Source organism: Streptomyces sp. NPDC013187, from assembly GCF_042899705.1.
In the GTDB taxonomy this organism is placed as follows: domain Bacteria; phylum Actinomycetota; class Actinomycetes; order Streptomycetales; family Streptomycetaceae; genus Streptomyces; species Streptomyces hawaiiensis_A.
Genome location: NZ_JBIBAF010000012.1, coordinates 1 through 25223, shown reverse-complemented (window position 1 = coordinate 25223; position 25223 = coordinate 1). Strand labels below are relative to the sequence as shown.

Below are 25223 nucleotides of genomic sequence, written 5' to 3'. Positions count from 1 at the left end.
CAGTCTGAACCCGTGTCGTATAAACTCCGCGAACAAGGCAGAAGGTTGGCGCCCACGGTCGATGGGTCCTGCCGTCGAGGCGACGCGGACCCCACCCCCCTCTCGTTCACGACCCCGGCCCCTGCCGCTCTGACCCCCGTGAGCAGACAGCGCCGTCCGCCCCCGCCCTCGTGCCACCGTGCCTTTGAATGAGAGGCGACCCACCATGCCGCTGCATGTCCCTCCGGCTCCCGCGCCCGCACTCCGCTCCGTCCTCACCGCCCTCTCCTCTCCCACCGCGGTCCGCGAGGCCCGAACCCCCTCCCTGCTCGGCACTCAGGGACCCGCCACACCCGAGCTGCCCCTGCCCGTGCACGTCCTCGACCACGTCACGGCCGAGGGCGTCTCCGCGACCCGGCTGGCCGGGTGGCGCTTCCTGATCCGCTGCGGCGACCACGCCGTGGCAGCGGCGGAGACCATGCTGACCGCCGACGGCTGGACCTTCTCCCACTTCTTCGAGGGCCCGTACATCACCTCCACCGAGCGCGCCCTGCGTCAGGCCGAGACGATGCCTCAGCCGTACCAGCCCCGTCTGCTGTCGGTGCCCGGCCTGTACATGCTGACGCTCTGGCTGCATCAGGACTGCTCCGCGGACGGTGCCGCCGGCCACCCCGCCGCCACCGACCTGCTCGTCCCGCTCGCGCCGGCGCCGCCCGGCATCGCGGCCCACCGCCCGCACCGCGTCTCCGAACTCCTCCCGGTGCTGACCCATCGAGTGACTCCCACCAGACTTCTCGGATCACCCGCCTGAAGCACCGCACGACTCCCGCACCCCGTCGCCGAATTCCGGCGGCGGGGTCGTTTCTTTACCGCCGGTCGACCACCGACCGCTCGCACGATCGCTTTATCGCTCACGCGGTCGCTCGTACGAGCGATGAATAGCTCGTACGAGCCGGAATGGGTGTCGACCCGAGCGGACTAGCCCTATCCGGCCACTGCGAACCACCCGAAAGGACAGCCCAGTTGGGATGAACCGTCCGCGCGGGTGACGCGTCCTGAACCTGTGAGAAGCGGTGCCGCGAAATCCCTGCGGATCGACGCCCGTGGGGCAACACTGGGTTCCGACGACTTATCACAACGGGGGGCGGCCATGAACGACACTTCTAGCCGCGGAACAGACACGACAGCCCACTCGGACACGTCAATACCACCGTCCGTCTCGACACAGCGAAAGATCCCACCCATGTGCCAGCACCAGACCCAGTGCCCCTCAGCAGAATCCGCCGACCGGGAATCCGCCCGTCTCGTGGCGCACCACCCGGAGCAGGGATGGAGCCTGCTGTGCAACGGCGTGGTGCTCTTCGAGGACACCGGCGAACTCCTGCCGGACGGCCGGGCCATCGCCCCGCACCGTCCGCTGGCCGGCCAGGTGATGACGGCCGCCTGAGGCCGTCGGCGGGGTGATGCCCCGCCGCACGACACGAGGGGCCGGCCGCAGGACGCCCTGCGCACCGGCCCCGACGCATGTCCGACGGTCGTCACTGACCGTCACTTCTCGCGACGTGGCGTTCCCGGCCCGTACGCCTTCCCACGGATGCGTCCTTTCCGGAAGACTCCTGGAAGTTTCGCGGTCACCGTCGACGGAGGTGGAGCCAGTGGCATCAGGTGGGGACGACACCGGGGGCAGGGTCACGATCACGGAGATCGCCCGGCAGGCCGGCGTCTCCGTACCGACCGTGTCCCGGGTCGTCAACGGCCGGTCCGACGTGTCGCCGCAGACCCGGGCCCGGGTCGAGGACCTGCTGCGCCGGCACGGTTATCGCAAGCGTCCCGCGGCCCCCGGTACTCGCGCCGCCCTGCTCGACCTGGTCTTCAACGACCTCGACAGCCCCTGGGCGGTGGAGATCATCCGCGGGGTCGAGGAGGTCGCGCACGCCGCCGGGGTCGGCACCGTGGTGTCGGCCATCCACGGGCGGTCCGGCGACGCCCGCGAGTGGATGCGCAACCTGAGGGCCCGCGCCTCCGACGGGGTCGTCCTCGTGACGTCCGCCCTGGATCCGACACTCCATGAGGAGCTGCGGATCCTCGGCGTGCCCCTGGTCGTCGTCGACCCGGCGGGCTCCCCCGCCCTCGACGCCCCGACGATCGGTGCCGCCAACTGGGCGGGCGGCCTGGCGGCCACCGAGCACCTGCTGTCCCTCGGCCACCGCCGGATCGGCCTGATCGCCGGCCCGCCCCGCCTGCTGTGCTCCCGGGCCCGCCTGGACGGCTACCGCGCGGCCCTGGAAGGCGCCGGCATCCCGCTGGACCCCTCTCTCGTCGTCCCCGGCGACTTCCGCCCCGAGTCCGGTTTCACCGCCTGCGACACCCTGCTCGACCTGCCCGAGCCGCCGACCGCGCTGTTCGCGGCCAGCGACCAGATGGCACTCGGCGCGATCGAGGCGCTGCGCCGGCGCGGTCTCCGGGTGCCGCAGGACATGAGCGTGGTCGGCTTCGACGACCTTCCGGAAGTCCGCTGGTCGGCCCCGCCGCTGACGACGGTCCGCCAGCCCCTGGCCGACATGGGAAAGCTGGCCGTGCGCACGGTGCTCCGGCTGACCCGCGACGAACAGCCGGACTCACCTCGGGTGGAGCTGGGCACAGAACTGGTGGTTCGGGCGAGCACGGCGCGTTTGGCCTGACCCCCGGGTACGAGGAACGGCGCCCCACCACCCCCTGTCCGGTGGGGCGCCGCCCGCCCCCGCTACCTCCCCCCGAGCGCCTCACGCAGTGCGAAGTACGCGGGCTTGCGCCGCAGTTCCTCGTCCCACGGCAGGGCGGCGCCCTCGCCCGGGAAGAAAGCGGGGATCCACGAGTACTTGTCGGTGTAGTCCCACAGGGTGATGCCCACGCAGCGACGGACCGCCAGGCACGCCTCGGTCAAGTCGGCGTACCACTCGGCCTGCTGGGCCAGCTTCTCCTCGGTCGCGGGCAGCTGCATCCGTATGTCGACCTCGGTGAGCGCGGTGTCGAGGCCGAGCCGGGAGAAGCGGCGGAGGTTGTCCTCCAGGGTGCTGGGATAGCCGTACTGCAGGGCCAGATGGGCCTGCAGGCCGATGCCGTGCAGGGGGACCCCCGCCGCCTTGAGCTCCTTGGCCAGCCGGTAGTAGGCGTCGCTCTTCGGGCCGATACCCTCGATGTTGTAGTCGTTGAGGTACAGCCTGACGCGCGGATCGGCCTGGTGCGCCCAGCGCAGCGCGTCGGCGATGTAGCCGGGTCCGAGCGTCTTGTAGAAGACCGACTCCCGGTACGTGCCGTCCTCGTTGAACGCCTCGTTGACGACGTCCCAGGCGAACACCTTGCCCCGGTAGTGCCGTACCTCCGTCTGGATGTGCTTCTTCAGTACGGCCCGCAGCTCGGGGGCCGTCCACTCCCTGCCCGTGAGCCATCCGGGCAGCTGGCTGTGCCAGACCAGGGTGTGGCCGCGCACCTTCTGCCGGTTGGCCCGGGCGAGGTTCACGATCTCGTCGCCCGCGGAGAAGTCGAACACCCCTTGCTGTGGCTCGGTCGCGTACCACTTCATGCCGTTGCCGGGCGTGATCTGGTCGAACTCGCTGCCGAGCAGGGCCGTGTACGGCCCGTCCACGAGCTCGGGGTTGTCGGTGGCGCTGCCGAAGTAGCGGCCGTGCCGCTGCGCGAGGTCGGCGAGGGTGGGCTGCTGGTGACCGGCCTGGGCGGGCGTGCCGGCCCCGATGCCGGCGGCGACCAGGAGCGCGGCGACGGCGCCGACGAGTCTGAGACGGGTGGTGCGCATGGTGCGACTCCTCACGACGGGTGGGTGGGTAGAGCCGTACGTTTCGCGGCGCGTGTCAGCCCTTGGTGGCGCCGGCGGTGAGGCCGCCGACGAGCTGACGCTCGGCGACGGAGTAGAAGGCGAGGGCGGGCACCATGGCCAGCACCAGATAGGCGAAGACCTTGGCGTACTCCGCGGAGTACTGCCCCTGGAACTGCTGGACGCCGATCGGCAGCGTCCACCACTGCGCGTCGGTGAACACCAGCAGCGGGAGGAAGAAGTTGTTCCAGCTGGTGACGACGGCCAGCACGGAGACCGTGCCGAGCGCGGGCCGGGCCATGGGCAGCAGCACCCGCCAGAAGAAGCCGAACGGGCTGCACCCGTCGAGCGTGGCCGCCTCCTCCAGCTCGCCGGGGATCTGCCGGAAGAAGCCCCGCAGGATGATGATCGTCATCGGCAGTCCGAAGGCGGCCTGCGGGAGGATGACGCCGAGCGGGTTGTCCAGCAGGTCCAGGGAGCGCAGCAGCAGGAACAGCGGCAGGGCCGCCACGGCGAACGGGAACATCAGCCCCATCGTGAACAGCGTGAACAGCGCCTCCCGGCCGCGGAAGGCGAACCGCGCGAAGGAGAAGGCCGACAGGGCGGAGACCGCGACGACCAGGACGGTCGTGCCGATCGCGATCAGCGTGCTGTTGCCGATCAGCCGCCAGAAGTCCCCCGAGCCGAGGATCTGGGTGTAGTTGGAGGTGACCCACGACTCGGGCAGGCCGACGGGGTTGCGGGAGAGCTCGTCGGTGGACTTGAAGCCGGAGAGCGCGGCGTAGAGCAGGGGGACGGCCATGACGGCCCCGACGACGACCAGGACGAGGTGCAGGCTCCAGGTCTTCCCGCGCGCACGGGTCTTCTGACTGGCTGTCACTTTCCGTCACCCCGCATGGTCGTGGTGGCCCCTTCCAGGTCGCGCCGGAGGACGAACCGCTGGTAGGCGAGGGCGAAGACGAGACTGATGCCGAACATGACCACGCTGATCGCGCTGGCGTAGCCGACCTGGTAGCGCTTGAAGCCGTACTGGAACATGGTCACGGCCATGGTCTCGGAGTGGTGGTCGGGGCCGCCCGCGGTGGTCACCCACACCAGGTCGAAGAGCTGGATCGACCCGATGACCGCGAGGAACACGCTGATGCGCAGGGTGGGTGCGAGCAGCGGCAGGGTGACGTTGCGGAACCGCTGCCAGGCACTCGCCCCGTCGATGAGCGCCGCCTCGGTCAGTTCCCTCGGGACGGCCTGGAGCCCGGCCAGGTACAGCATCATGTGGAAGCCGAAGTACTTCCAGGTCATGACCAGGAAGACGGTCGCCATGACGGTGGACGGATCCGCGAACCACTCGCCGCCCAGCCCGTCGAGACCGATCTTGCCGAGGACCTGGTCGGCGAAGCCGTCGTCCGGGGCGAAGATCATGCCGAAGAGGATGCCGGTGATGGCCTCGGACAGGACGTAGGGGGCGAAGAACAGCATCCGGTAGACCGCCCTGCCGCGCATCCGCTGGTTGAGCAGGACGGCCATGGCGAGGGCGAACGGCAGCTGGATCGCGAGCGACAGCACCACCAGGACCAGGCAGCGCCACAGGTCGCCGAGGAAGACGTCGTCCTGGAAGAGCCGGGTGAAGTTCTCGCCGCCGACATAGTCGGAGGGCATCCCGAAGCCGCCCCAGCGGAAGAACGCGGCGTACAGGGCGAACAGCATGGGCAGCAGCACGAGCCCCATGAACAGCACCAGGGCCGGGAGCTGGAAGCCGGCCGCGGTGAGCCAGTGCAGCGCGCGTCGCCGGGCCCGCCCCGGGGGCCGCCGGTCAGCGGCCGGGGGCGGGGGACCGGCGCCGCGGCCGGTCCGTTTGTCCGGCAGGAACGTGGAAGTCATCGCCGGCTACTGCTCTTCCTTCGCGGTCTTCGTGATCGACTGGGCGACCTGTCCGGGCGACTTGGAACCGGCGATGAGCGCGGCCACACTGTCGTTGACCTCCTGGCCGACGGCGGGCGCGTACGCCTGGTCGAGGTAGAGCTGGAAGCCGGTGGCGGCCTTCAACTGGGCCTGTACGGCCTTGATGTTGGGGTCGGCGATGGCGCTCTCGGCCGCCGGGACCACGGGCAGCACACCGGTCTTCTTGACCAGTTCCAGGTCGGTGGCCTCGGACGCGAAGAACTTGAGGAAGTCGACGGCCTCCTGCGGGGCTCCCCGGCGCAGCGCGTGCCCGCCGCCTCCGCCGAACACCTCGGTGATGGCGCCCTTGCCGCCCTCGACCGCGGGGAACGGGAAGAAGCCGAGGTCCTTGCCGAGGCCCTTGCCCGCGTCGGCCTGGACCGTGGGCGCCCACTGCCCCATGAGCTCCATGGCCGCCTTGCCGTTGCCGACGGCGGCGGCCTGGCCGGTGGGCGACGAATAGGCGGCGCCGAGGAAGCCCTTCTGGAACGGCTGCAGGGCGACGAGTTCCTTCAGGTGCTCACCGGCCTCGACGAAGGGGGTGCCGGTGAAGTCCTTGTCGTCGTAGGCCTTCTGCAGCGCCTCGGCCCCGGCGGTGCGCATGGCGAGGTAGGCCCAGTAGTACATGCCGGGCCACTTCTCCTTGCCGGCCAGGGCCAGGGGCGTGACCTTGGCGGCCTTCAGCTTGCGTACGGCGTCGAGGAAGCCGTCCCAGGTGGTCGGCGGCTCGGCGATGCTTGCCTTCTCGAAGAGGGCCTTGTTGTACCAGAAGCCGATCATGCCGATGTCGAACGGGATGCCGTAGGCCTGGTCGTCGAACAGGTACGGCTCCCGGGCGACCGGCAGCAGGGCGTCGCCCCACGGCTTGGTCCGGTCCGTGAGGTTCTCGACGAGCCCCGCGTCGACCTGTTGCTTCAGCACGCCGCCGCCCCAGGTGTGGAAGATGTCGGGCAGCTTCCCGGAGGCGGTCAGAGCCGTCATCTTCGACTTGTAGGCGTCGTTCTCCAGCTGGACGATCTTTATCTTGACCTTGGGGTTCTGTGCCTCGAACTTCCGCGCGAGAGCGGCCCAGACGGTCTTGGCCGGCTCGGTGGTGGAGATGTTCCACCATTCGATCGTGGTCGTCCCGGACGACCCCCCGTCCGAGTCCCCGCCGCATGCGGTCAGTGTCGTCATTCCCACACCGGCCGCGGCGGAGGCCGCCAGGAAGCCGCGGCGGGACAGTGCCGGGTCGCCCATCATGCGCTCCTCTGATGTTCTCGAAAGTTTCGGATCAGGATCAGAAAGCTTCGCCGTTGCCGCACCCTAGAGACAGCGGGTAAACGGTGGCAACCCCTTGTACAAGGTGAATCTCCCGGCAACTCTCGAACCTGATGCGGATGCGAAACATTCGAGTTCTCTGACGAACGTTACGAAGTCGACTCCGCTCTGATGACGCAGGGTGTCCGTCCGCGAGTCGGCGAGGGAGCAGCGCCCCCTTTCGCCGGCAACGCCGTCGGACGCGCGCTCAGCTCGTGTTTTCGCAGCCGCGGGCACCCCGGCCGTCAGTCTTAACGGAAGTTTGACGCGCTCGGCCCCCTCCTTCATGGGCCATGGCGTCACGCTCCGCTTACGCTGATCGAGCCGTCCAGTGATGGCCGGAACCACGCTGAGCCGCACGATCGGGAGCACGTCGATGGCCACCACCGAGCACCCGGCACCGAGCCGTCCGGAGCCTTCTCCACCCAGCCGTCTGCGCGCCTGGATGCTGGAGGGCCACATGGGCAAGGGCGGCGGCCACACCGGGCCACATGCCGAACCCGAGCCTCCGCACCGGGGTCAGCGCTGGTGGCGGGTGATGTGCCTGACCGGCGTCGACTACTTCTCGACCCTCGGATACCAGCCGGGCATCGCGGCCCTCGCCGCCGGACTGCTGTCGCCGATCGCGACCATCGTCCTGGTCGTCGTCACGCTGGCAGGCGCCCTGCCCGTCTACCGCCGCGTGGCCGAGGAGAGCCCCCACGGCGAAGGCTCGATCGCGATGCTGGAGCGGCTGCTCTCCTTCTGGCAGGGCAAGCTGTTCGTCCTGACCCTGCTCGGCTTCGCCGCCACCGACTTCCTGATCACCATCACCCTGTCGGCCGCCGACGCCTCCACCCACCTCGTGGAGAACCCGCATCTGACCGGCGTCCTGCACGACAAGCAGCTGCTGATCACCCTGATCCTCGTGGCCCTGCTGGGCGCGGTGTTCCTCAAGGGCTTCCTGGAGGCGATCGGCGTCGCGGTCGCCCTCGTCGGTGCCTACCTCGCGCTGAACGCGGTCGTGGTGGCCGTCGGGCTCTACCACGTCATCACGGCCGGTCATGTGATCACCGACTGGTCGAGCGCCCTCACCGCCCAGCACAGCAACGTCTTCGCCATGATCGGCGTCGCCCTGCTCGTCTTCCCGAAACTGGCCCTCGGCCTCTCCGGGTTCGAGACGGGCGTCGCCGTGATGCCGCACGTCAAGGGCGACCCGGACGACACCGAGGCCCGGCCGGCCGGGCGCATCCGCGACACGAAGAAGCTGCTCACCACGGCCGCCCTGATCATGAGCGTCTTCCTGATCACCACCAGCTTCATCACCACCCTCCTCATCCCGGAGAAGGAGTTCGAGGCCGGCGGCCAGGCCAACGGCCGTGCGCTCGCCTACCTGGCGCACGACTACCTCGGCAACACCTTCGGCACCGTCTACGACGTCTCGACGATCGCCATCCTGTGGTTCGCCGGCGCGTCCGCCATGGCCGGTCTGCTCAACCTGATGCCGCGCTACCTCCCCCGCTACGGCATGGCCCCGCACTGGGCCCGCGCGGTACGGCCCATGGTCATCGTCTTCACACTGATCGCCTTCCTGGTCACCTGGATCTTCGACGCCGACGTCAACGCCCAGGGCGGCGCCTACGCCACCGGCGTGCTGGTCCTCATCAGCTCCGCCGCGATCGCGGTGACCATCGCCGCCCGCAAGGCCCGGCAGCGGAACTGGACGATCGCCTTCGCGGTGATCTCCGCGGTGTTCCTGTACACGACCGTGCTCAACGTGATCGAGCGCCCGGACGGCGTGAAGATCGGTGCCTGCTTCATCGCCGGCATCATTCTGGTCTCCCTGCTGTCACGGCTGGCCCGGGCGTTCGAGCTCCGCGTGACCAGCGTGACGCTGGACAACATGGCGGAACGTTTCGTCCGGGACATGGCCAGCCGCCGGATGCGGTTCATCGCCAACGAGCCGGACCGGCGCGACATCGCCGAGTACCGCGACAAGATCGAGCAGATCCGGCAGGACAACGACGTGCCCGGCCAGGAGGACTTCGTCTTCGTCGAGGTGACCGTCACCGACCCGTCCGAGTTCGAGGCGGGCCTGACCGTACGCGGTGAGGTGCTGCACGGCCGCTACCGCGTGCTGACCCTGGAGTCGTCCTCCATCCCGAACGCCCTGGCCGCGCTACTGCTGCACGTCCGCGACTCGACGGGGTGCACCCCGCACATCTACTTCGAGTGGACCGAGGGCGGGCCCTTCGCCAACTTCCTGCGCTTCTTCCTGTTCGGCCAGGGCGAGGTCGCCCCGGTGACCCGCGAGGTGCTGCGCGAGGCGGAGCCGGACCGCAAGCGGCGGCCGAGGGTGCACGTGGGCTGAGTCAGGCCGTGGCGCTCCTCCTGCCGAAGCCCCTGCGCGGCGAGCGCACGACGAGCTGCCCGTAGGTGACCTCGCCGGTGATCCGTACCCTCACCAGGACGGGCGCGTCGGCCGGCCGACGCGCTTTGAGCGCCGAGTAGTTCATGACCAAGCCGTCGGTGTCCACGACCACACCCGGCCTGGTCAGCAGCTTGAGGGAGCCTGCGCGCAGGTCCAGGTCGATGTCCAGGGTGTCGTGAGTGATCACCGCGTCGGTGAAGTCGAGCGTCACCTCGCCCCACGCCGAACGGATCTCCAGCCGCCGCGGCACCACCCAGCCGTCGCCCCGCCGGGTCGAGGCCCCCTCCTGCCGGATCCGGACCACGCCGTCGGCCCCGGGCGTCCCGCCGACGGGCCCGGGCAGGTCCTCCGTCAGCACGGCGAGCTCGCCCATCGTCCGCGCGGACAACGCGGCCTCCAGCCGCTCGTCGAGCTCGTCCAGGGTGAGCCGGCCGTCGCCCGCGGCGACGCGCAGCGCGTCCACCGTCCGGTCCCGGTCCGCGTGCGACGCCCTCACCTCGAGCGATCCACCGGTCCGCACGATCTCCGCCGTCATCACTCCACCCCGATCCCCCGGGCACGAAACCCGGCCAGCCAGTCGAGACTAACGCTATATCGCGTTATACCCAACGGCCAACCCCGCATCCGTCCTTCCCCTCCCCCGCGCCTATCGTGACCGGCATGCAGTCCTACACGATCGGCCAGGCAGCACGGCTGCTCGGCGTGAGCCCGGACACCGCCCGCCGCTGGGCGGACGCGGGCCGCATCACGACCCACCGCGACGAGACCGGGCGTCGGCTCATCGATGGGCGGGACCTGGCCGGGTTCTCGGTCGAACTGGCCCGGTCGGGCTCCCCCGAGGAAGACACGCCGTACACCTCGGCCCGCAACGCGTTCCCGGGCATCGTCACCGCGATCAAACTCGGCGACGTCGCCGCCCAGGTCGAGATCCAGGCCGGCCCGCACCGGCTCGTCTCCCTGCTGACCCGCGAGGCGGTGGAGGAACTGGGCCTGGAGGTCGGCATGGAGGCGACGGCCCGGGTGAAGTCGACGAACGTCCACATCGACCGCGTCTGAGCCCGGAGGGGCGGCGGAGGCGACGCACACGCCCGCCTGCCAGGGCGAACGCCGCCACCGGGCTACCGTGCACCCATGAGCCTGAGCATCCGCAACCAGCTCCCCGGGACGGTCACGGACATCGCGGCCGGCGACGCGATGGCGTCGGTCCGCGTCACGGTCGAGGCCGGCGAACTGACCGCCGCGATCACCAGGGACGCGGCGGACGACCTGGCCCTGTCACCCGGGATCCCCGTCGTCGCCCTGATCAAGGCGACCGAGGTGTCACTCGCCACCCCCTGACGCGCCCGGAGACGGCGAGAGGGGCCCCGCACCGCGGAGCCCCTCCCTGCTATGACCGGTCGGCCGGTCAGTCCTCGTACGCGTCCAGCGGCGGGCAGGAGCACACCAGGTTCCGGTCGCCGAAGGCCTGGTCGATGCGTCGCACCGGCGGCCAGTACTTGTCGGCGGTCGACACCCCGGCCGGGAAGACGGCCTCCTCACGGCTGTAGGCGTGCTCCCATTCCCCGGCGAGCGCGCCGGCGGTGTGCGGGGCGCCGCGCAGCGGGTTGTCGTCCGCGGGCCACTCGCCGGAGCCGACCTTCTCGATCTCCGCGCGGATGGCGATCATCGCCTCGCAGAACCGGTCCAGCTCGGCCAGGTCCTCCGACTCGGTCGGCTCGATCATCAGCGTCCCGGCCACCGGGAACGACATCGTCGGCGCGTGGAAGCCGTAGTCGATCAGCCGCTTGGCGACGTCGTCGACGCTCACGCCGGTCGCCTTGGTCAGCGGGCGCAGGTCGATGATGCACTCGTGGGCGACGAGCCCGCCGGGACCGGTGTAGAGCACCGGGTAGTGCGGCTCCAGCCGCTTGGCGATGTAGTTGGCGCTGAGCACGGCCACCTGCGTGGCCCGCTTGAGCCCCTCGCCGCCCATGAGCCGGACGTACGCCCACGAGATGGGCAGGATGCCGGCCGAGCCCCAGGGAGCCGCCGAGATGGGGCCGACGCCCGTCTCCGGGCCGGCCTCGGGCTGCAGCGGGTGGTTGGGCAGGTAGGGCGCGAGGTGCTCGCGCACCGCGACCGGGCCGACGCCGGGACCGCCGCCGCCGTGCGGGATGCAGAAGGTCTTGTGCAGGTTCAGGTGCGAGACGTCGCCGCCGAAGTGCCCCGGCTTGGCGAGCCCGACCAGCGCGTTGAGGTTGGCCCCGTCGACGTAGACCTGGCCGCCCGCCTCGTGCACCTGCGCGCAGATCTCGGAGACATGCTCCTCGAACACGCCGTGCGTGGACGGGTACGTGATCATCAGCACGGCCAGCTCGTCGCGGTACTGCTCGATCTTCGCCCGCAGGTCCTCGACGTCGATCTCGCCGTCCTCGGCGGTCTTCACGACGACGACCCTCATGCCCGCCATCACCGCGCTGGCGGCGTTGGTGCCGTGCGCGGACGACGGGATCAGGCAGACGGTGCGCTGCTCGTCCCCGTTGGCCCGGTGGTACCCGCGGACGGCGAGCAGACCGGCCAGCTCGCCCTGCGATCCGGCGTTCGGCTGGAGGGAGACCTTGTCGTAGCCGGTGACCTCGGCGAGCCGGTCCTCCAGCTCGTGGATGAGAGTGAGGTAGCCCCCGGCCTGCCCGGCGGGCGCGAAGGGGTGCAGCTGCCCGAACTCGGGCCAGGTGACCGGCTCCATCTCGGTGGTCGCGTTGAGCTTCATGGTGCAGGAGCCCAGCGGGATCATGCCCCGGTCGAGCGCGTAGTCGCGGTCGGCCAGCTTACGCAGGTAGCGCAGCATCGCGGTCTCGGAGCGGTGCTGGTGGAAGACGGGGTGGGTCAGGTAGTCGTCGGTGCGCAGCAGCGCGCCCGGCAGCCCGTCCTCGGTGGCCGCGTCCAGCGCCTCCACGACGCCCTCGACCCCGAAGGCCGCCCATACGGCACGCAGCTGGGCCCGCGTCGTGGTCTCGTCGCAGGCGATGGAGACGTGGTCGGCGTCGACGAGACGCAGGTTGACCCCGTTGTCACGGGCAGCGGCCACGACATCGGCGGCCCGGCCCTCGGCGCGCACGGTCAGGGTGTCGAAGTAGGAGCCGTGCACGACCTCGACCCCGCCGTTCGCGAGCCCGGCGGCGAGGACGGTGGCGTACCGGCGGGTGCGCCGCGCGATGCCCTTCAGGCCCTCGGGGCCGTGGTAGACGGCGTACATGCCGGCCATGACGGCGAGCAGCACCTGCGCGGTGCAGATGTTGCTGGTGGCCTTCTCGCGGCGGATGTGCTGCTCACGCGTCTGCAGCGCCAGCCGGTAGGCCTTGTTGCCGTCGGCGTCCACGGACACGCCGACGAGCCGCCCGGGCAGGCTGCGGGCCATCTTGTCCTGGACCGCCATGTAGCCGGCGTGCGGTCCGCCGAAGCCCATGGGGACGCCGAAGCGCTGCGTCGTGCCGACGGCGATGTCCGCGCCGAGCTCGCCGGGCGACTTCAGCAGCGTCAGCGCGAGCAGGTCGGCGGCGACCGTGACGAGCGCCCCGAGCTCGTGCGCCCGGTCGATGACCGGCTTGATGTCCCGCACGGCACCGGAGGCGCCCGGGTACTGGAGCAGTACGCCGTTGATCTCGCGCTCGGCGATCTCGGCGGGGACGCCCCCGCTCAGGTCTGCGACGACGACCTCGACGCCGGTCGGTTCGGCGCGGGTCCGGATCACGGCGATGGTCTGCGGCAGCGTGTCCGCGTCGACCAGGAACAGGCCCTTCTTGTTCTTGCCCAGCCGCCGCGACAGCGCCATGGCCTCGGCGGCCGCGGTGCCCTCGTCGAGCAGGGAGGCGCCCGACGTCGGCAGTCCGGTCAGCTCGGCGACCATCGTCTGGAAGTTGAGCAGCGCCTCCAGCCGGCCCTGCGAGATCTCCGGCTGGTACGGCGTGTAGGCCGTGTACCAGGACGGGTTCTCCATGACGTTGCGCATGATGACGGGCGGGGTGAACGTGCCGTAGTAGCCGAGGCCGATCATGGAGCCGAGGACCTCGTTGCGGTCGGCGAGGGAGCGCAGCTCGGCGATCACCTCGGCCTCGCTGCGGGCGCCCGGCAGGTCCAGCGCCTCGGCGCTCTTGATCACGGCCGGGACCGCGGCGGCGGTCAGCTCGTCCAGCGAGCCGTAGCCGACGTGCGCGAGCATCTTGGCGCAGGCCTCGTGGTCGGGGCCGATGTGGCGCTGCTCGAAGGGGACTGCCTCTTCGAGCTCGGAGAGCGGAATGCGGTGGGCGGTCATTACGGAGGCCTCCTGGTCGACACGACCTGCGAGGGGCACCACGGCACGGGTACCCGGACGGCCTCCCCCTCTGTCATCTCAACCTGAGAGCTTCACCGGATCGCCCGAAGGCCTCCGGCTTTCACCGTCGGTGAGAGCGGAAGCCGTCGACACCCGCCCTGCTTTCCAGAGTGACCTCGTCCGTGCGGTACGTGTGCCTGAGAGATTCCGGGGAGGATTTGCTCCTTCGGCGCCTCCGATGGTGTCTGGAGGACTCTCCCGCACGGGGTCAACAGCCGCTGCCAGCGTACCAGCGAGGTCAACGCACGAACCTTCGAGTGGCCACATCCTCGCTTGTACCGTTTTGTAGTGTTTACGGATGAGGTGCGACCAGCTGGAGGGCCCGTGCGAACCGATATCGATCCGCGCAACCTGATCGGCCGCAAGGCGTTCGACCGCAACGGGACCAGGATCGGGACCATCGACGAGGTCTACCTCGACGACGCCACCGGCGAGCCGGAGTGGGCGGCCATACGGACCGGCCTGTTCAGCAGGGACGCCTTCGTCCCCCTGGAGCCCAGCGAACTGATCGAGGGAGCCCTCCACGTCCCCTTCGAACGCGCCCTGATTAAGGACGCCCCAGACTTCGGCGTCGGCCGCCATCTCTCCCCCGAGCAGGAATTGCAGCTCTACCACCACTACGGCCTCGACGTCGCCGCCCCGCCCCCGCTCCCGGACCACGAATTCGGCAAGCTGGCGGGCACCGACGAGACGGCCTGAGGCCCCGCCCCGGGCACGCGGTCTCCCTGCTGGGGTCCCCGTAAGACCAAGGGCAACGGATCCGCCGCCTCCAGATCCGGGTCGTCGACCCGGAAGGTCCGCACCCGCCCGGGCCCCGAGTCGGGCGTCTCGAACCGTACGGTGACCCGCCCCAGGCCGCTGCCCTGCACCCAGCCGTGCCCGAACTCGGCGTGCCGCACATCGTGCCCGGCGGGCCAGCGCCGCTCGGCGAGCGGCGGCCGCTCCTCGGCCGGCGCCACGGGATGCTCCTCGACCGGGCCTTCCCCGACCGCCCGCTCTCCCGCCGCCTGGGCGAACAGGTCCTCCTGCGTGTAGTCGGCGAGTCCGCTGACCCCCACCCCGAGCAACCGCACCCCGCCGGTCGTGTCGACCGAGTCCAGCAGTCTGGCCGCCGCCTCGCGGACCACCGCGGGGTCGTCCGTGGGCCCGCGCAGCGTCTCGGAGCGGGTGAGCGTCGAGAAGTCGTACCGCCGCACCTTCAGCACGATCGTCCGCCCGGACAGCCCTGCCCCGCGCAGCCGCCGCACGCACCGCTCGGCGAGCCGCTGCACCTCCAGCCCGACCCGCGTCCGGTCGTGGATGTCGACGTCATAGGTGTCCTCGACCGACACCGACTTCGCCTCGCGCTCCGCCACCACGGGCCGGTCGTCCCGCGCCAGCGCCATGGCGTAGAGACCATGCCCGTGCGCCTTTCCCAGCAGCCGGACCAGTTCGTCCTCGCCCGCCTCGACGATCTCCTCGACCGTGGTGATCCCGGCCCGCCTCAGATGGTCACCCGTGGCCGGCCCCACCCCCGGCAGTGTCCGCACCGACATCGGCCCGAGCATGGCCCGCTCCGTCCCCGGCTCGATCACCACCAGCCCGTCGGGTTTGGCCTCCTCCGAGGCGATCTTCGCGAGCATCTTGGAGGCGGCGAGCCCCACCGACCCCGTGAGCCCCGTGGCGGCACGGATGTCCGCGCGCAGCTTCACCCCGGCCAGCCGCGCCGACCGCTCGTCCCAGGCCACGCCCCCGGCCTCCAGGTCCACGAAGGCCTCGTCCAGGCTCAGCGGCTCCACCAGCGGCGACAGCGCGCGCAGCAGCTCCATCACCCGCTCGCTGATCGACTTGTAGAGCGTGAAGCGCGGCACGAGATACGCGGCGTTCGGCGCGAGCCGCCGGGCCTGTCCCATGGGCATCGCCGAATGCACCCCGAAGACCCGGGCTTCGTACGACGCGGTCGCCACCACGCCCCGCGGCCCGAGTCCGCCCACGACCACGGCCTTCCCGCGCAGACTCGGCTTGGACGCCTGCTCCACGGAGGCGTAGAAGGCATCCATGTCGAGATGCAGGATCGTGGGCGAGGTTCTCACACCTCCGATGCTGCACCACGCCACTGACAATGCCCCGCCCGGCCGCTACGAACGCTCACGGCGAACCGCGCACGACCCCGGCAACACCCCCCGGCAGAGACCGCTCACGCCCCCGGCAACACCCCCTGACGGAGACCGCTCACGCCCCCGGGAACGCCGCTGACGGAGACCGCTCACGCCCCCGGGAACGCCGCTGACGGAGACCGCTCACGAGCCCGGCGACGCCCCCTCCAGAAAGCGCTTACGGCCCGGCGCGAAAGCGTCCCGCCTCCTTCGACCGCGCACCCCCCTGCCGCAGGGCGGCTCAGACGGCCCGGTTCCGCCGACGGGCCAGCTCGTCCGCCGGGTTGGGTCCGACCAGGGTCTCACCGGTGTCGATCCGCTCGCCGTGCAGCTGGGACAGCGCATTCTCGACGTCCCGCCACACCACCCCGACGGCGATCCCGAAGACCCCCTGGCCGCCCTGGAGCAGGGCATGGACCTCGTCGGGCGAGGTGCACTCGTAGACCGTCGCGCCGTCACTCATCAGCGTCATGCGCTCGAGGTCGCTGAAACCGCGTTCCCTGAGGTGCTGGACGGCGGTGCGGATGTTCTGCAGCGACACCCCGGTGTCGAGGAACCGCTTGACGATCTTCAGGACGACCACGTCCCGGAAGCTGTACAGCCGCTGCGTCCCCGACCCGTAGGCGGGGCGCACACTGGGCTCGACGAGCCCGGTGCGGGCCCAGTAGTCCAATTGCCGGTAGGTGATACCGGCGGCCGCACAGGCCGTGGGGCCGCGATAGCCGATCTGCTCGGACGCCATGGACGTCGCCCCTCCGCTGCTCGGCACCGCTGTCGGACGCTGCGGAGCGTGATCGGTCGCACCACCGGGCTGGGGGCATCCCCCTCCCGGGAGAGGCCGTGAGCCGGGGGGAGGGTACGGACCGCTCGCCCTGAGACTGCGCTCGGGGCCGCCCCCAGCCGTACCGTCGCCGCTGCTTCTCACGCCGACCTCCGTCCTTGACCTGCCTTCTCGACGGTAGGCAGTCACCAGGGGTGCGTCAACGATCGCCACACTCGCCACGCCGAGTGATAATCACCCTGAGAGTGGTTTCCCGTGCCCCGTCGCGGGGAAAGGCTAGCCGAATGTGCCCGGAACGGGCCGCGTGACGCTCTCACACGCCCCGGCACATGCGGGCATTTCACCCGTGACACAGAGCGGGCGGCCCTGCCACGGACCACATCGTCCGCCGGGCCGCCCACACGCTTCTCAGGCCGCTGCCGCTCCCGCAGAACTCACTGGCTGCTGCTGCCGAAGTCCTCCGGGGAAATCTGGTCGAGGAACTCGCGGAACTTCTCCACCTCGTCCTCCTGCTCGTCCGGGATCGCGATACCCGCGTCGTCGAGCACCGTGTCACTGCCGTAGATCGGCGTCCCGGTGCGCAGCGCGAGCGCTATGGCGTCGGACGGGCGGGCGCTCACCTCGACGCCGCTGGCGAAGACCAGCTCCGCGTAGAAGACGCCCTCACGCAGGTCTGTGATGCGCACTTCCGTGAGCTCCTGGCCGACGGCTTCCAGCACGTCCTTGAACAGGTCGTGTGTCAGCGGCCGCGCGGGAGCCATGCCCTGCTGGGCGAAGGCGATCGCCGTCGCCTCCCCCGGTCCGATCCAGATGGGGAGGTAACGGTCGCCTCCCACTTCACGCAGCAGCACGATCGGTTGGTTGGAGGGCATTTCGACCCGGACACCTACGACATCGAGCTCGTTCACACAGCAACCCTAGGCCGTGCCCGGGATGTTTGGGTAGTCGGGCCGGGATCGGGCGCCTGATCCAGCCCCCGAGCGCCCGCCCGTCTCAAGGCAGGCGCACCCCGAGCGCCGTCTGCACCAGCGCGGCGTGCAGCTTCACCGTGAGCCCCGCCAGCTCCTTGGCGCGGGCCTCGGCATGAGCCCTGGTCTGCGGGTTCCGGTGCCGCTTCAGCGGCGCCACCACCTGGTCCACGAGCCCGGCCTCCCGGTCGGCGGCGGCCTTCATCGACCGCAGGTGCCGCGGCTCGATCCCGAACCGCCCGAGCTCCACGACGAGCAGACCCACGGTGACGGCCTCGGCGTCGTAGGCCCCGTCCTCCAGCGGAGTGAGGAGCCCGTAGGACTCCCACTCCTTGAGCTCCTGCTCGTCCACGCCGACGGCCGAGAGCAGCTCATCCCGCCCGATCCTGGCCGCTGTGGGAGACTCGGGCGGCTCGGACGCGGATTCGCCGTCCCGCTGACGGCCCACGACCGGCAGCTGCACGGCCTCACCGCGCTCCATGGCCTCCAGATGCTCCCGGATCACCTTCAGGGGCAGATAGTGGTCCCGCTGCATCCGCAGGACACGTGCGAGGCGCTCGACGTCATGGGCGCTGAACTTGCGGTACCCCGAAGGGGTCCGTTGCGGCTCGATGAGCCCTTCCGACTCCAGGAAGCGGATCTTGGAGATGGTCACTTCGGGAAACTCACCGCGCAGCGCGTTCAGCACCGCGCCGATGCTCATCAGCCCACTGTCCGTGGCGGCGGTGCCGTGCCCGGCACCGCCGCTCGGTGTATGAAGCATGGACCTTCCCTGACGGATGGACCTTCGCTGGGTCTGCCCGGACGCAGCCCGGTCAGTAGCCCCGCTGGCTGGCGTAGAAGACCAGCCGGTACTTGCCGATCTGCACCTCGTCGCCGTTGTTCAGGGCGACCTGGTCGATCCGCTCCCGGTTCACGTACGTGCCGTTCAGGCTTCCCACGTCGGCCACCGTGAACGAGCCGTCCTGGGCTCGGCGGAACTCCACGTGCCGCCGGGAGACCGTCACGTCGTCCAGGAAGATGTCGCTCTGCGGGTGCCGGCCGGCCGTGGTCAGGTCCCCGTCCAGCAGGAAGCGGCTGCCCGAGTTCGGCCCCCGGCGCACGACCAGGAGCGCGGAACCCAGCGGCAGCGCGTCGACGGCGGCCTGCGCCTCGGGGGACAGGGTCGGCATCGGCGTCTGACCGGTGGTCTCGCTGTCGTAGGCCTCGAGACCGGAGATGGAGATCGTGGAAGTCGTCTCGGACGGACGCTCCGGTGCCGCCCCCGCCCGCAGCGGCGCGCCGCAGTTGGAGCAGAAACGGCTGTTCTCCGCGTTGCGGTTACCGCACCTCGTACACACCAGGGCCGACATCGGATCCTCCTGCCGCGGCTGCCCACCGGGGGCGTTGGACGCGTACGGGTCGGAAAACCCTCCACCCGCACTTGAGGCTGACGGTTGCCCGAAACCTATTCCGCCGGACTGTGCAGGGTCAACCGACGGCGCGCCCTGACCACCGGAAACATCGCCGCCGGGGCCACCGACCTGGTCCCGGAACAGCGGCCGCTGGCCCTCCGCGTCAGGCTGTGCGCGATGACGAGCGGTCGCATTGTCGCTGCCCTCTCGCGCGCTCTTGCCGAACAACTTCGCAAACAACTTCACGGGCGATTCCCCTTGACCGAAACAGACCCGCCCGTGGGGCAGGACGAACCCTGACTGAACACTCTGGCCGACCCGGACATCCTGACAACGTCCGTCTGCACCAGACAGTTTCCACCACGCACCGCCCATTCGGTGCGCCGACCCCCCGCAACCTCATGCCCTCGCCGAATGCCGCCCATGCACCCCCGGTTCACTGCGAGGACGACCGAGCGTAGTCAGGCCGCTTCGCTGCTCGCAAGGCGTCCACGACGATGTCGGTCGACCGCTCGATCGTGGCGGTGGCCTGTTCCTTCTCGAGAGTCTGCACCACGCCTCCGGGAATGTTGAGCGCCGGCTCGAGGTCCTGCGGCTTGCCGATGACCTTGAAACGATAGGGCGCGTTGATCTTGTTCCCGTCGACGCCCACACCCTTGCCCGAGTCCGTGAGATACGTACCCGCGACCACCCGGACACCGTTGACCTGGATCGCCTCGGCACCCGCCGCGCGCAGCTCCTGGATCGCGTCGAGCAGCATGTCCGCCTCGACCGTCCCCTTCGTGTCCTGGATCGTCATGGTGATCCCGGGCCCCTGCGCGGCCACCGTGCCCGCCAGGATGCCGAGTTGCCTCTCCTTCTCGACCGTCTGCTTGCGGGCCTCCTCTGCCTGGTCGGAGCTGTTCTCCAGCTCGTCGCGCTGCTTCTCGAGACCCTGCTTCTCGTCTTCAAGACGTTGAGTACGGTCATCCAGTTCATCGAGGATGCGGACAAGATCTTCCTGTCGCGCACCACGCAGCGCATTGTCGCTGTCGCTGTTCGACGCCACCTGCACCGCCAGCCCGAACCCGAGACCGAACAGCAGCACGGCGACGATGAGTTGGGCCCTGGTGACGCGCGGCGGCCACACCCCCTGCGCCAGCCGCTGCCGCCCGGTCAGCCGCGGCTCGGGGGCCGGCTCGGGTTCCGGTGCCTGCTCGGGCTCCGGCGCCGCCGGGGCCTGTCCCGCCGCGGGCTCCGCCGCGGGCCCGGTCCCGGGGACCTCCTGGGGCAGCTCCTTGCGCAGCCTGTTCCCGGACTCGCCGCCGCCGTCGCGCGTGTCGCCCTGACCGTCGGCGGGATCGGCGGGCTTGATCGACTTGGCGGGCTTCTCGTCGTGCTCGCTCATCGGCCTCACGCCCGGAACACGTGGCGGCGGATCGCCGCGGCGTTGGAGAAGATCCGGATGCCGAGGACGACCACCACACCGGTGGACAGCTGCGCACCCACGCCCAGCTTGTCGCCCAGGAACACGATCAAAGCGGCCACGACCACGTTCGACAGGAACGACACCACGAAGACCTTGTCGTCGAAGATCCCGTCGAGCATGGCCCGCAGCCCCCCGAAGACAGCGTCCAGAGCCGCCACGACGGCGATCGGCAGGTAAGGCTCGACCACCGCCGGAACCTCAGGCCGGACCAACAGGCCGGCCACGACTCCCACGACGAGGCCCAGTACGGCGATCACGATGTGCCCTTCTCGCTCTTCTCAATGCTCGGCTGTGCTGTACGTACGATCACACTCGGCGCGGCAGGCAGCCGGAGGTCGTCCTCCACGGAGATGCCTGTCCTGATGCCGTAGCTCTCCTGCAGCGCGTTGAGATACAAGCCGTCCGCACTGTCCTGGAACCGTGTGCTCAGCCGCTGCCCGTCCCCCACCGCGAGCACCGTGTACGGCGGCACCAGCGGCTTGTTGTCGACCAGTATGGCGTCTCCGGCGGCCCTGATCGCGGACAGCGCCGTCAGCCGCTGCCCGTTGATGGAGACGGCCTCGGCACCCGACTCCCACAGCCCGTTGACCACGCGCTGCATGTCCCGGTCTCGCACCCGGCCGGTGTCGGAGAAGCCGGAGGTCTCCCGGGGGTTGCCGTCGCCACCGGAGGCGGCTTCCTTGGCGTCGTTCACCACGAGCTTCACACCGGGGCCGTGCACCGCGACCGCACCCGACAGGATGCCCGCCAGGTCGGAGTCCCCGCTGCCACCGCTGTGCTTCAGCGCCTCGCGCTGGCGTGCGCCCACGTCCTCGCGCAGCTCGTCGACGGTGTCCTCCAGCTTGTCCGCCGCCTCGGTCTCCCGGTCGATGCGGTCGACCAGCTCTTCCCGTTCCTTGGCGACGACCGGGGCGGCGACCCGCGCCTGCGCCGCCCCGAGGGTCACGACGAGGGCAGCGAGCACCAGTCCGGCGGCGAGCCCCAGTTTCGCTCTGAGCGTCTTCGGCATGCCACTGTCACCCGCGGCCTTCTTCCGCGCGGCGGCCTCGGCGTATCCGTCGTCGAGGCTGTGATCCATGACGTTGGTGAGCAACGACATGGACGCATCCGGGCGCCGGGGCCGCGCGGGTGTGCTCCGAATGGGGGGTTGCTGCGGCATGCCGCACATCGTCGCACGTCGCGAGCACTACCTCCGAACGGGCCCACCGGCGTGCCGGACAGGCCCCGTTGAGGACACTTGTCCGGCACGCACGCGTGCAGCCCGTTCTACCGGCCGGCGCTGTCCACGACCGCCGACCACTCGTCCAGCAGGGCCTGCGCGGAGGCGTCGTCCGGCCCCTCGGCCCACAGGTGGGTGACGGCCTCGGCCGGGTCGGGCAGCACCATCACCCAGCGCCCGTCTGTCTCCACCACACGCACACCGTCCGTGGTGTCCACGAAGCGATCTCCGGCCGCTTCGACGACCCGGCGCATCACCAGCCCCTTGACGGCCCACGGGGTCGCCAGATCCCGCTTCAGGACGTGTGCCCGCGGGATCCTCGCGTCGATCTGGCTGAGCGTGAGCTGCGTCCGCGCCACGAGCCCGATGAGCCGTACGAACGCCGCGGTGGCGTCGTACACACTGCTGAACTCGGGGACGATGAACCCGCCCTTGCCGTCACCGCCGAAGATCGTCCCTTCCTCACCGCCCACGCGTGTGAGGTCGTCGGGAGATGTGGTGGTCCACTCGACCTGCGTCCCGTGGTACGCCGCCACCTGCTCGGCGATCCGGGTCGTGGTCACCGGCAGCGCGACCCGGCCGCTGCGCCGCTCCGCGGCGACGAGGTCCAGCATCACGAGCAGGGCCCGGTCGTCCTCGATGATCCGGCCCTTCTCGTCGACGAGCGACAGCCGCTCACCGACGGGGTCGAACCGCACACCGAACGCGGCTCCCGAGGACGCCACGATCTCCCCGAGGCGCACCATCCCCGACCGCCGCATGTCGGCCGTCTCCGTCGGCCTGGACTCGTCGAGGCCGGGGTTGATCGTCAGCGAATCGACCCCGAGCTTGCCGAGCAGGCTGGGCAGGACGAGTCCCGCACTGCCGTTGGAGGCGTCCACGACGACCTTCAGTCCCGACTCGGAGATGCCCGTCGTGTCGACGTTCCGCAGCAGCGACCCGGTGTACGAGTCGAAGACACTGGCCGGGAAGTGCAGATCCCCGATCTCACCGGGGAACGCCCGACGGTACTCCTGCCTCGCGAACACCCGGTCCAGCTTCCGCTGGCTGCCCTGCGACAGGTCCGCTCCGTTCCCGTCGAAGAACATGATGTCGACGGAGTCCGGCACCCCGGGGGTGGTGCGGATCATGATGCCGCCGGCACTGCCGCGCGCGGTCTGCTGCCGGGCCACGGGCAGCGGCACGTTCTCCAGGTCCCGCACGTCGATCGCGCTGGCCTGCAGCGCTGAGATCACCGCACGCTTCAGCGCACGGGCACCACGCGAGTGGTCCCGGGCCGTGGTGACGGTCGAACCCTTCTTCAGGGTCGTCGCATACGCGCCGGCGAGCCGTACCGCGAGTTCCGGCGTGATCTCGACGTTCAGGATGCCGGAGACCCCGCGGGCACCGAAGAGATGCGCCTGGCCCCTGGACTCCCAGATCACCGAGGTGTTGACGAAGGCGCCGGCCTCGATGGTCTTGAACGGATAGACCCGCACATTGCCCTGGACGATCGATTCCTCACCGATCAGGCACTCATCACCGATGACCGCCCCGTCCTCGATCCGCGCCGCACGCATGATGTCGGTGTTCTTACCGACCACGCAGCCACGCAGATTGCTGTGCGGCCCCACGTAGACGTTGTCGTGCACGACGGCCTTGTGCAGGAACGCGCCGCTCTTGACGACCACGTTGGAGCCCACGACGGTGTGCTCACGGATTTCGGAGCCGGCCTCGACCTTGGCGTAGTCACCGATGTAGACAGGCCCACGGAGTACGGCATCGGAATGGACTTCCGCCCCCTCGGCGACCCATACGCCCGGGGAGATCTCGAACCCGTCGATGTCGACGTCGACCTTGCCCTCGAGGACATCGGCCTGCGCCTTCACATAGCTCTCGTGCGTGCCGACGTCCTCCCAGTAGCCCTCGGCGATGTAGCCGTAGACGGGCTTGCCTTCCTTCATCAGCTGCGGGAAGACATCACCGGACCAGTCGACGGGCACATCGGGCTCGACGTAGTCGAAGACCTCGGGCTCCATCACGTAGATGCCGGTGTTCACCGTGTCGGAGAAGACCTGGCCCCAGGTGGGCTTCTCGAGGAAGCGCTCCACCTTGCCTTCCTCGTCGACGATGGTGATACCGAATTCCAGCGGATTGGGCACACGCGTCAGACAGACGGTGACCAGCGCGCCCTTCTCCTTGTGGAAATTGATGAGCTCGGTGAGGTCGAAATCCGTCAGAGCGTCACCGGAGATGACGAGGAAGGCGTCGTCCTTCAGCGCTTCCTCGGCGTTCTTGACGCTCCCGGCGGTACCGAGTGGCTTCTCCTCATTGGCATAGGTGAGCTCCATACCCAGCTCTTCGCCGTCACCGAAGTAGTTCTTGACCAGCGAGGCCAGGAACTGGACGGTCACGACTGTTTCATTGAGCCCATGCCTTTTGAGCAGCCGAAGAACATGCTCCATGATCGGCCGGTTGGCCACTGGCAGGAGCGGCTTGGGCATGCTTGAGGTCATAGGGCGAAGGCGCGTGCCTTCGCCTCCGGCCATCACGACGGCCTTCATGTCGGAAGCGTCCTCCTCGAAGAGACGGTCTAGCCGACCTCCCCCGCCAGGATTGTCCCGCACTTATCCGGCACGGGCCATCGCTCCGCTACGGCAGCAGGACCATCCGAGAGTTCAATCGGCTATGGCGTCCGCACGGACCAGGCGGCGGACTTGTACCACGTAGAGGACTCCTGCCCACCAGTACAGGGTTGTACCCCATCCGGCGAACGCCCATCCGAAAATAGCAGCCAGTGACGAGATCCAGCTGCTTCCGTCACTCAGGAGAAGCAGGGGGAAGGCGTACATCAGGTTGAAGGTGGCGGCCTTGCCCAGGAAGTTCACCTGGGGCGGCGGATAGCCGTGCCGGCGGAGGATGCCCACCATCACCAGCAGAACCAGCTCACGCGCAAGAAGTGCGGCGGTCAACCAGAGGGGCAGAATCTCACGCCAGGTGAGGCCGACCAGGGTCGAGAGAATGTAGAGCCGATCGGCCGCAGGATCGAGGAGCCGGCCGAGGCTGCTGATCTGGTTCCAGCGCCGCGCGAGCTTGCCGTCCAGATAGTCGCTGATACCGCTCAGAGCGAGTACCAGAAGGGCCCAGCCGTCACTCTGGGGTCCACCGAACTCAGGGAGCAGGATCAGCCACAGGAAGACGGGTACGCCGACGAGGCGGGCCATGCTGAGGATGTTCGGGATGGTGAGCACACGGTCCGTCTGGACGCGAGTCTCCTGAACCTCCACCCGGGGGCCTCCTGTGGGAAACGTGCCAACGATGCCCCCTGACCCTACCTCAACGCAAAAAAGCTCTGGCTCTTGGGCTGTTTGCCCAAGAGCCAGAGCTCTAAAAGGAGTTCGGCGGCGTCCTACTCTCCCACAGGGTCCCCCCTGCAGTACCATCGGCGCTGTAAGGCTTAGCTTCCGGGTTCGGAATGTAACCGGGCGTTT

23 protein-coding genes, 1 rRNA gene and 1 riboswitch are annotated in these 25223 nt (G+C 69.7%); of the genes, 7 read left to right on the top strand and 17 right to left on the bottom strand.

Annotation, left to right across the window (positions count from 1 at the left end; all coding sequences use genetic code 11):
* The first annotated feature begins 205 nt into the window (after nucleotides 1-205).
* From ACFY5B_RS25330 to ACFY5B_RS25320, 3 genes are all read left to right on the top strand, one after another.
* Nucleotides 206-790, top strand: a complete 585-nt coding sequence (locus tag ACFY5B_RS25330) for a hypothetical protein (RefSeq protein ID WP_389972821.1) — start codon at nucleotides 206-208, stop codon at nucleotides 788-790.
* A gap of 432 nt (nucleotides 791-1222) precedes the next feature.
* A complete protein-coding gene (locus tag ACFY5B_RS25325; protein ID WP_033307435.1) occupies nucleotides 1223-1426 on the top strand; it encodes a DUF5999 family protein in 204 nt (67 codons plus the stop codon).
* Between the two features lie 208 nt (nucleotides 1427-1634).
* A complete protein-coding gene (locus tag ACFY5B_RS25320; RefSeq protein WP_389972819.1) occupies nucleotides 1635-2660 on the top strand; it encodes a LacI family DNA-binding transcriptional regulator in 1026 nt (341 codons plus the stop codon).
* A gap of 62 nt (nucleotides 2661-2722) precedes the next feature.
* Here the strand turns inward: ACFY5B_RS25320 and ACFY5B_RS25315 are convergent, their stop codons facing one another.
* From ACFY5B_RS25315 to ACFY5B_RS25300, 4 genes are all read right to left on the bottom strand, one after another.
* Nucleotides 2723-3772 carry an endo-1,4-beta-xylanase gene (locus ACFY5B_RS25315; RefSeq protein WP_389972817.1) on the bottom strand — a complete coding sequence of 350 codons (1050 nt, stop codon included), beginning with the start codon at nucleotides 3770-3772 and terminating at the stop codon, nucleotides 2723-2725.
* A 55-nt stretch (nucleotides 3773-3827) separates the two neighbouring features.
* On the bottom strand, nucleotides 3828-4592 hold the full coding sequence (locus ACFY5B_RS25310; RefSeq protein ID WP_344458027.1) for a carbohydrate ABC transporter permease: 765 nt from the start codon (nucleotides 4590-4592) through the stop codon (nucleotides 3828-3830).
* A gap of 74 nt (nucleotides 4593-4666) precedes the next feature.
* Entirely contained in the window at nucleotides 4667-5668 is a 1002-nt protein-coding gene (locus tag ACFY5B_RS25305) for a carbohydrate ABC transporter permease (protein ID WP_389972815.1), read from the bottom strand.
* Between the two features lie 6 nt (nucleotides 5669-5674).
* Nucleotides 5675-6967, bottom strand: coding sequence for an extracellular solute-binding protein (locus ACFY5B_RS25300; protein WP_389973434.1), 1293 nt, complete (start codon nucleotides 6965-6967; stop codon nucleotides 5675-5677).
* 436 nt (nucleotides 6968-7403) lie between these two features.
* On the opposite strand from ACFY5B_RS25300, the gene ACFY5B_RS25295 reads away from it, so the two are divergent.
* Nucleotides 7404-9377 (top strand): amino acid transporter, encoded by a 1974-nt coding sequence (locus tag ACFY5B_RS25295; RefSeq protein ID WP_389972813.1) that lies wholly within the window; start codon nucleotides 7404-7406, stop codon nucleotides 9375-9377.
* A gap of 1 nt (nucleotide 9378) precedes the next feature.
* Here ACFY5B_RS25295 and ACFY5B_RS25290 read toward each other — a convergent pair whose 3' ends face one another.
* Nucleotides 9379-9972 (bottom strand): DUF1707 domain-containing protein, encoded by a 594-nt coding sequence (locus ACFY5B_RS25290; protein WP_389972811.1) that lies wholly within the window; start codon nucleotides 9970-9972, stop codon nucleotides 9379-9381.
* A 125-nt stretch (nucleotides 9973-10097) separates the two neighbouring features.
* On the opposite strand from ACFY5B_RS25290, the gene ACFY5B_RS25285 reads away from it, so the two are divergent.
* Together ACFY5B_RS25285 and ACFY5B_RS25280 are read left to right on the top strand one after the other, a co-directional pair.
* Nucleotides 10098-10493 (top strand): molybdopterin-binding protein, encoded by a 396-nt coding sequence (locus tag ACFY5B_RS25285; RefSeq protein WP_389972809.1) that lies wholly within the window; start codon nucleotides 10098-10100, stop codon nucleotides 10491-10493.
* A gap of 75 nt (nucleotides 10494-10568) precedes the next feature.
* Nucleotides 10569-10775, top strand: a complete 207-nt coding sequence (locus ACFY5B_RS25280) for a molybdopterin-binding protein (protein ID WP_389972807.1) — start codon at nucleotides 10569-10571, stop codon at nucleotides 10773-10775.
* A 67-nt stretch (nucleotides 10776-10842) separates the two neighbouring features.
* Here ACFY5B_RS25280 and gcvP read toward each other — a convergent pair whose 3' ends face one another.
* The gene (gene gcvP / locus ACFY5B_RS25275; RefSeq protein WP_389972805.1) at nucleotides 10843-13728 is read right to left on the bottom strand and encodes an aminomethyl-transferring glycine dehydrogenase; all 2886 of its coding nucleotides are present in this window, start codon (nucleotides 13726-13728) and stop codon (nucleotides 10843-10845) included.
* Nucleotides 13729-13903: 175 nt separating this feature from the next.
* Nucleotides 13904-13999, bottom strand: a riboswitch (glycine riboswitch).
* A 113-nt stretch (nucleotides 14000-14112) separates the two neighbouring features.
* On the opposite strand from gcvP, the gene ACFY5B_RS25270 reads away from it, so the two are divergent.
* Entirely contained in the window at nucleotides 14113-14487 is a 375-nt protein-coding gene (locus tag ACFY5B_RS25270; protein ID WP_389972803.1) for a PRC-barrel domain-containing protein, read from the top strand.
* Here the strand turns inward: ACFY5B_RS25270 and ACFY5B_RS25265 are convergent.
* The 11 genes from ACFY5B_RS25265 to rrf form a co-directional block, all read right to left on the bottom strand.
* The gene (locus tag ACFY5B_RS25265; RefSeq protein WP_389972801.1) at nucleotides 14406-15860 is read right to left on the bottom strand and encodes a DNA polymerase IV; all 1455 of its coding nucleotides are present in this window, start codon (nucleotides 15858-15860) and stop codon (nucleotides 14406-14408) included. The genes ACFY5B_RS25270 and ACFY5B_RS25265 overlap by 82 nt on opposite strands.
* Nucleotides 15861-16164: 304 nt before the next feature.
* Nucleotides 16165-16848: a MerR family transcriptional regulator gene (locus ACFY5B_RS25260; RefSeq protein ID WP_389972799.1), complete on the bottom strand. Its 684-nt coding sequence runs from the start codon at nucleotides 16846-16848 to the stop codon at nucleotides 16165-16167.
* 290 nt (nucleotides 16849-17138) lie between these two features.
* The gene (locus tag ACFY5B_RS25255; protein ID WP_003988851.1) at nucleotides 17139-17612 is read right to left on the bottom strand and encodes a bifunctional nuclease family protein; all 474 of its coding nucleotides are present in this window, start codon (nucleotides 17610-17612) and stop codon (nucleotides 17139-17141) included.
* Between the two features lie 85 nt (nucleotides 17613-17697).
* A complete protein-coding gene (locus ACFY5B_RS25250; protein ID WP_389972797.1) occupies nucleotides 17698-18435 on the bottom strand; it encodes a MerR family transcriptional regulator in 738 nt (245 codons plus the stop codon).
* 52 nt (nucleotides 18436-18487) lie between these two features.
* A complete protein-coding gene (locus ACFY5B_RS25245) occupies nucleotides 18488-19441 on the bottom strand; it encodes an FHA domain-containing protein (protein ID WP_104781859.1) in 954 nt (317 codons plus the stop codon).
* Nucleotides 19442-19502: 61 nt separating this feature from the next.
* Nucleotides 19503-20453, bottom strand: a complete 951-nt coding sequence (locus ACFY5B_RS25240; protein WP_389972794.1) for a DUF881 domain-containing protein — start codon at nucleotides 20451-20453, stop codon at nucleotides 19503-19505.
* 5 nt (nucleotides 20454-20458) lie between these two features.
* The gene (locus ACFY5B_RS25235) at nucleotides 20459-20791 is read right to left on the bottom strand and encodes a small basic family protein (RefSeq protein ID WP_003988855.1); all 333 of its coding nucleotides are present in this window, start codon (nucleotides 20789-20791) and stop codon (nucleotides 20459-20461) included.
* Nucleotides 20788-21702: a DUF881 domain-containing protein gene (locus ACFY5B_RS25230; protein ID WP_389972792.1), complete on the bottom strand. Its 915-nt coding sequence runs from the start codon at nucleotides 21700-21702 to the stop codon at nucleotides 20788-20790. Before ACFY5B_RS25230 ends, ACFY5B_RS25235 begins: the two co-directional genes overlap by 4 nt.
* A 98-nt stretch (nucleotides 21703-21800) precedes the next feature.
* A complete protein-coding gene (locus tag ACFY5B_RS25225; protein ID WP_389972790.1) occupies nucleotides 21801-24296 on the bottom strand; it encodes a sugar phosphate nucleotidyltransferase in 2496 nt (831 codons plus the stop codon).
* Between the two features lie 114 nt (nucleotides 24297-24410).
* Complete coding sequence (locus ACFY5B_RS25220) at nucleotides 24411-25019, bottom strand: CDP-alcohol phosphatidyltransferase family protein (protein WP_389972788.1); 609 nt, start codon at nucleotides 25017-25019, stop codon at nucleotides 24411-24413.
* 109 nt (nucleotides 25020-25128) lie between these two features.
* Nucleotides 25129-25223, bottom strand: a 5S ribosomal RNA gene (gene rrf, locus ACFY5B_RS25215); the annotation flags it as partial.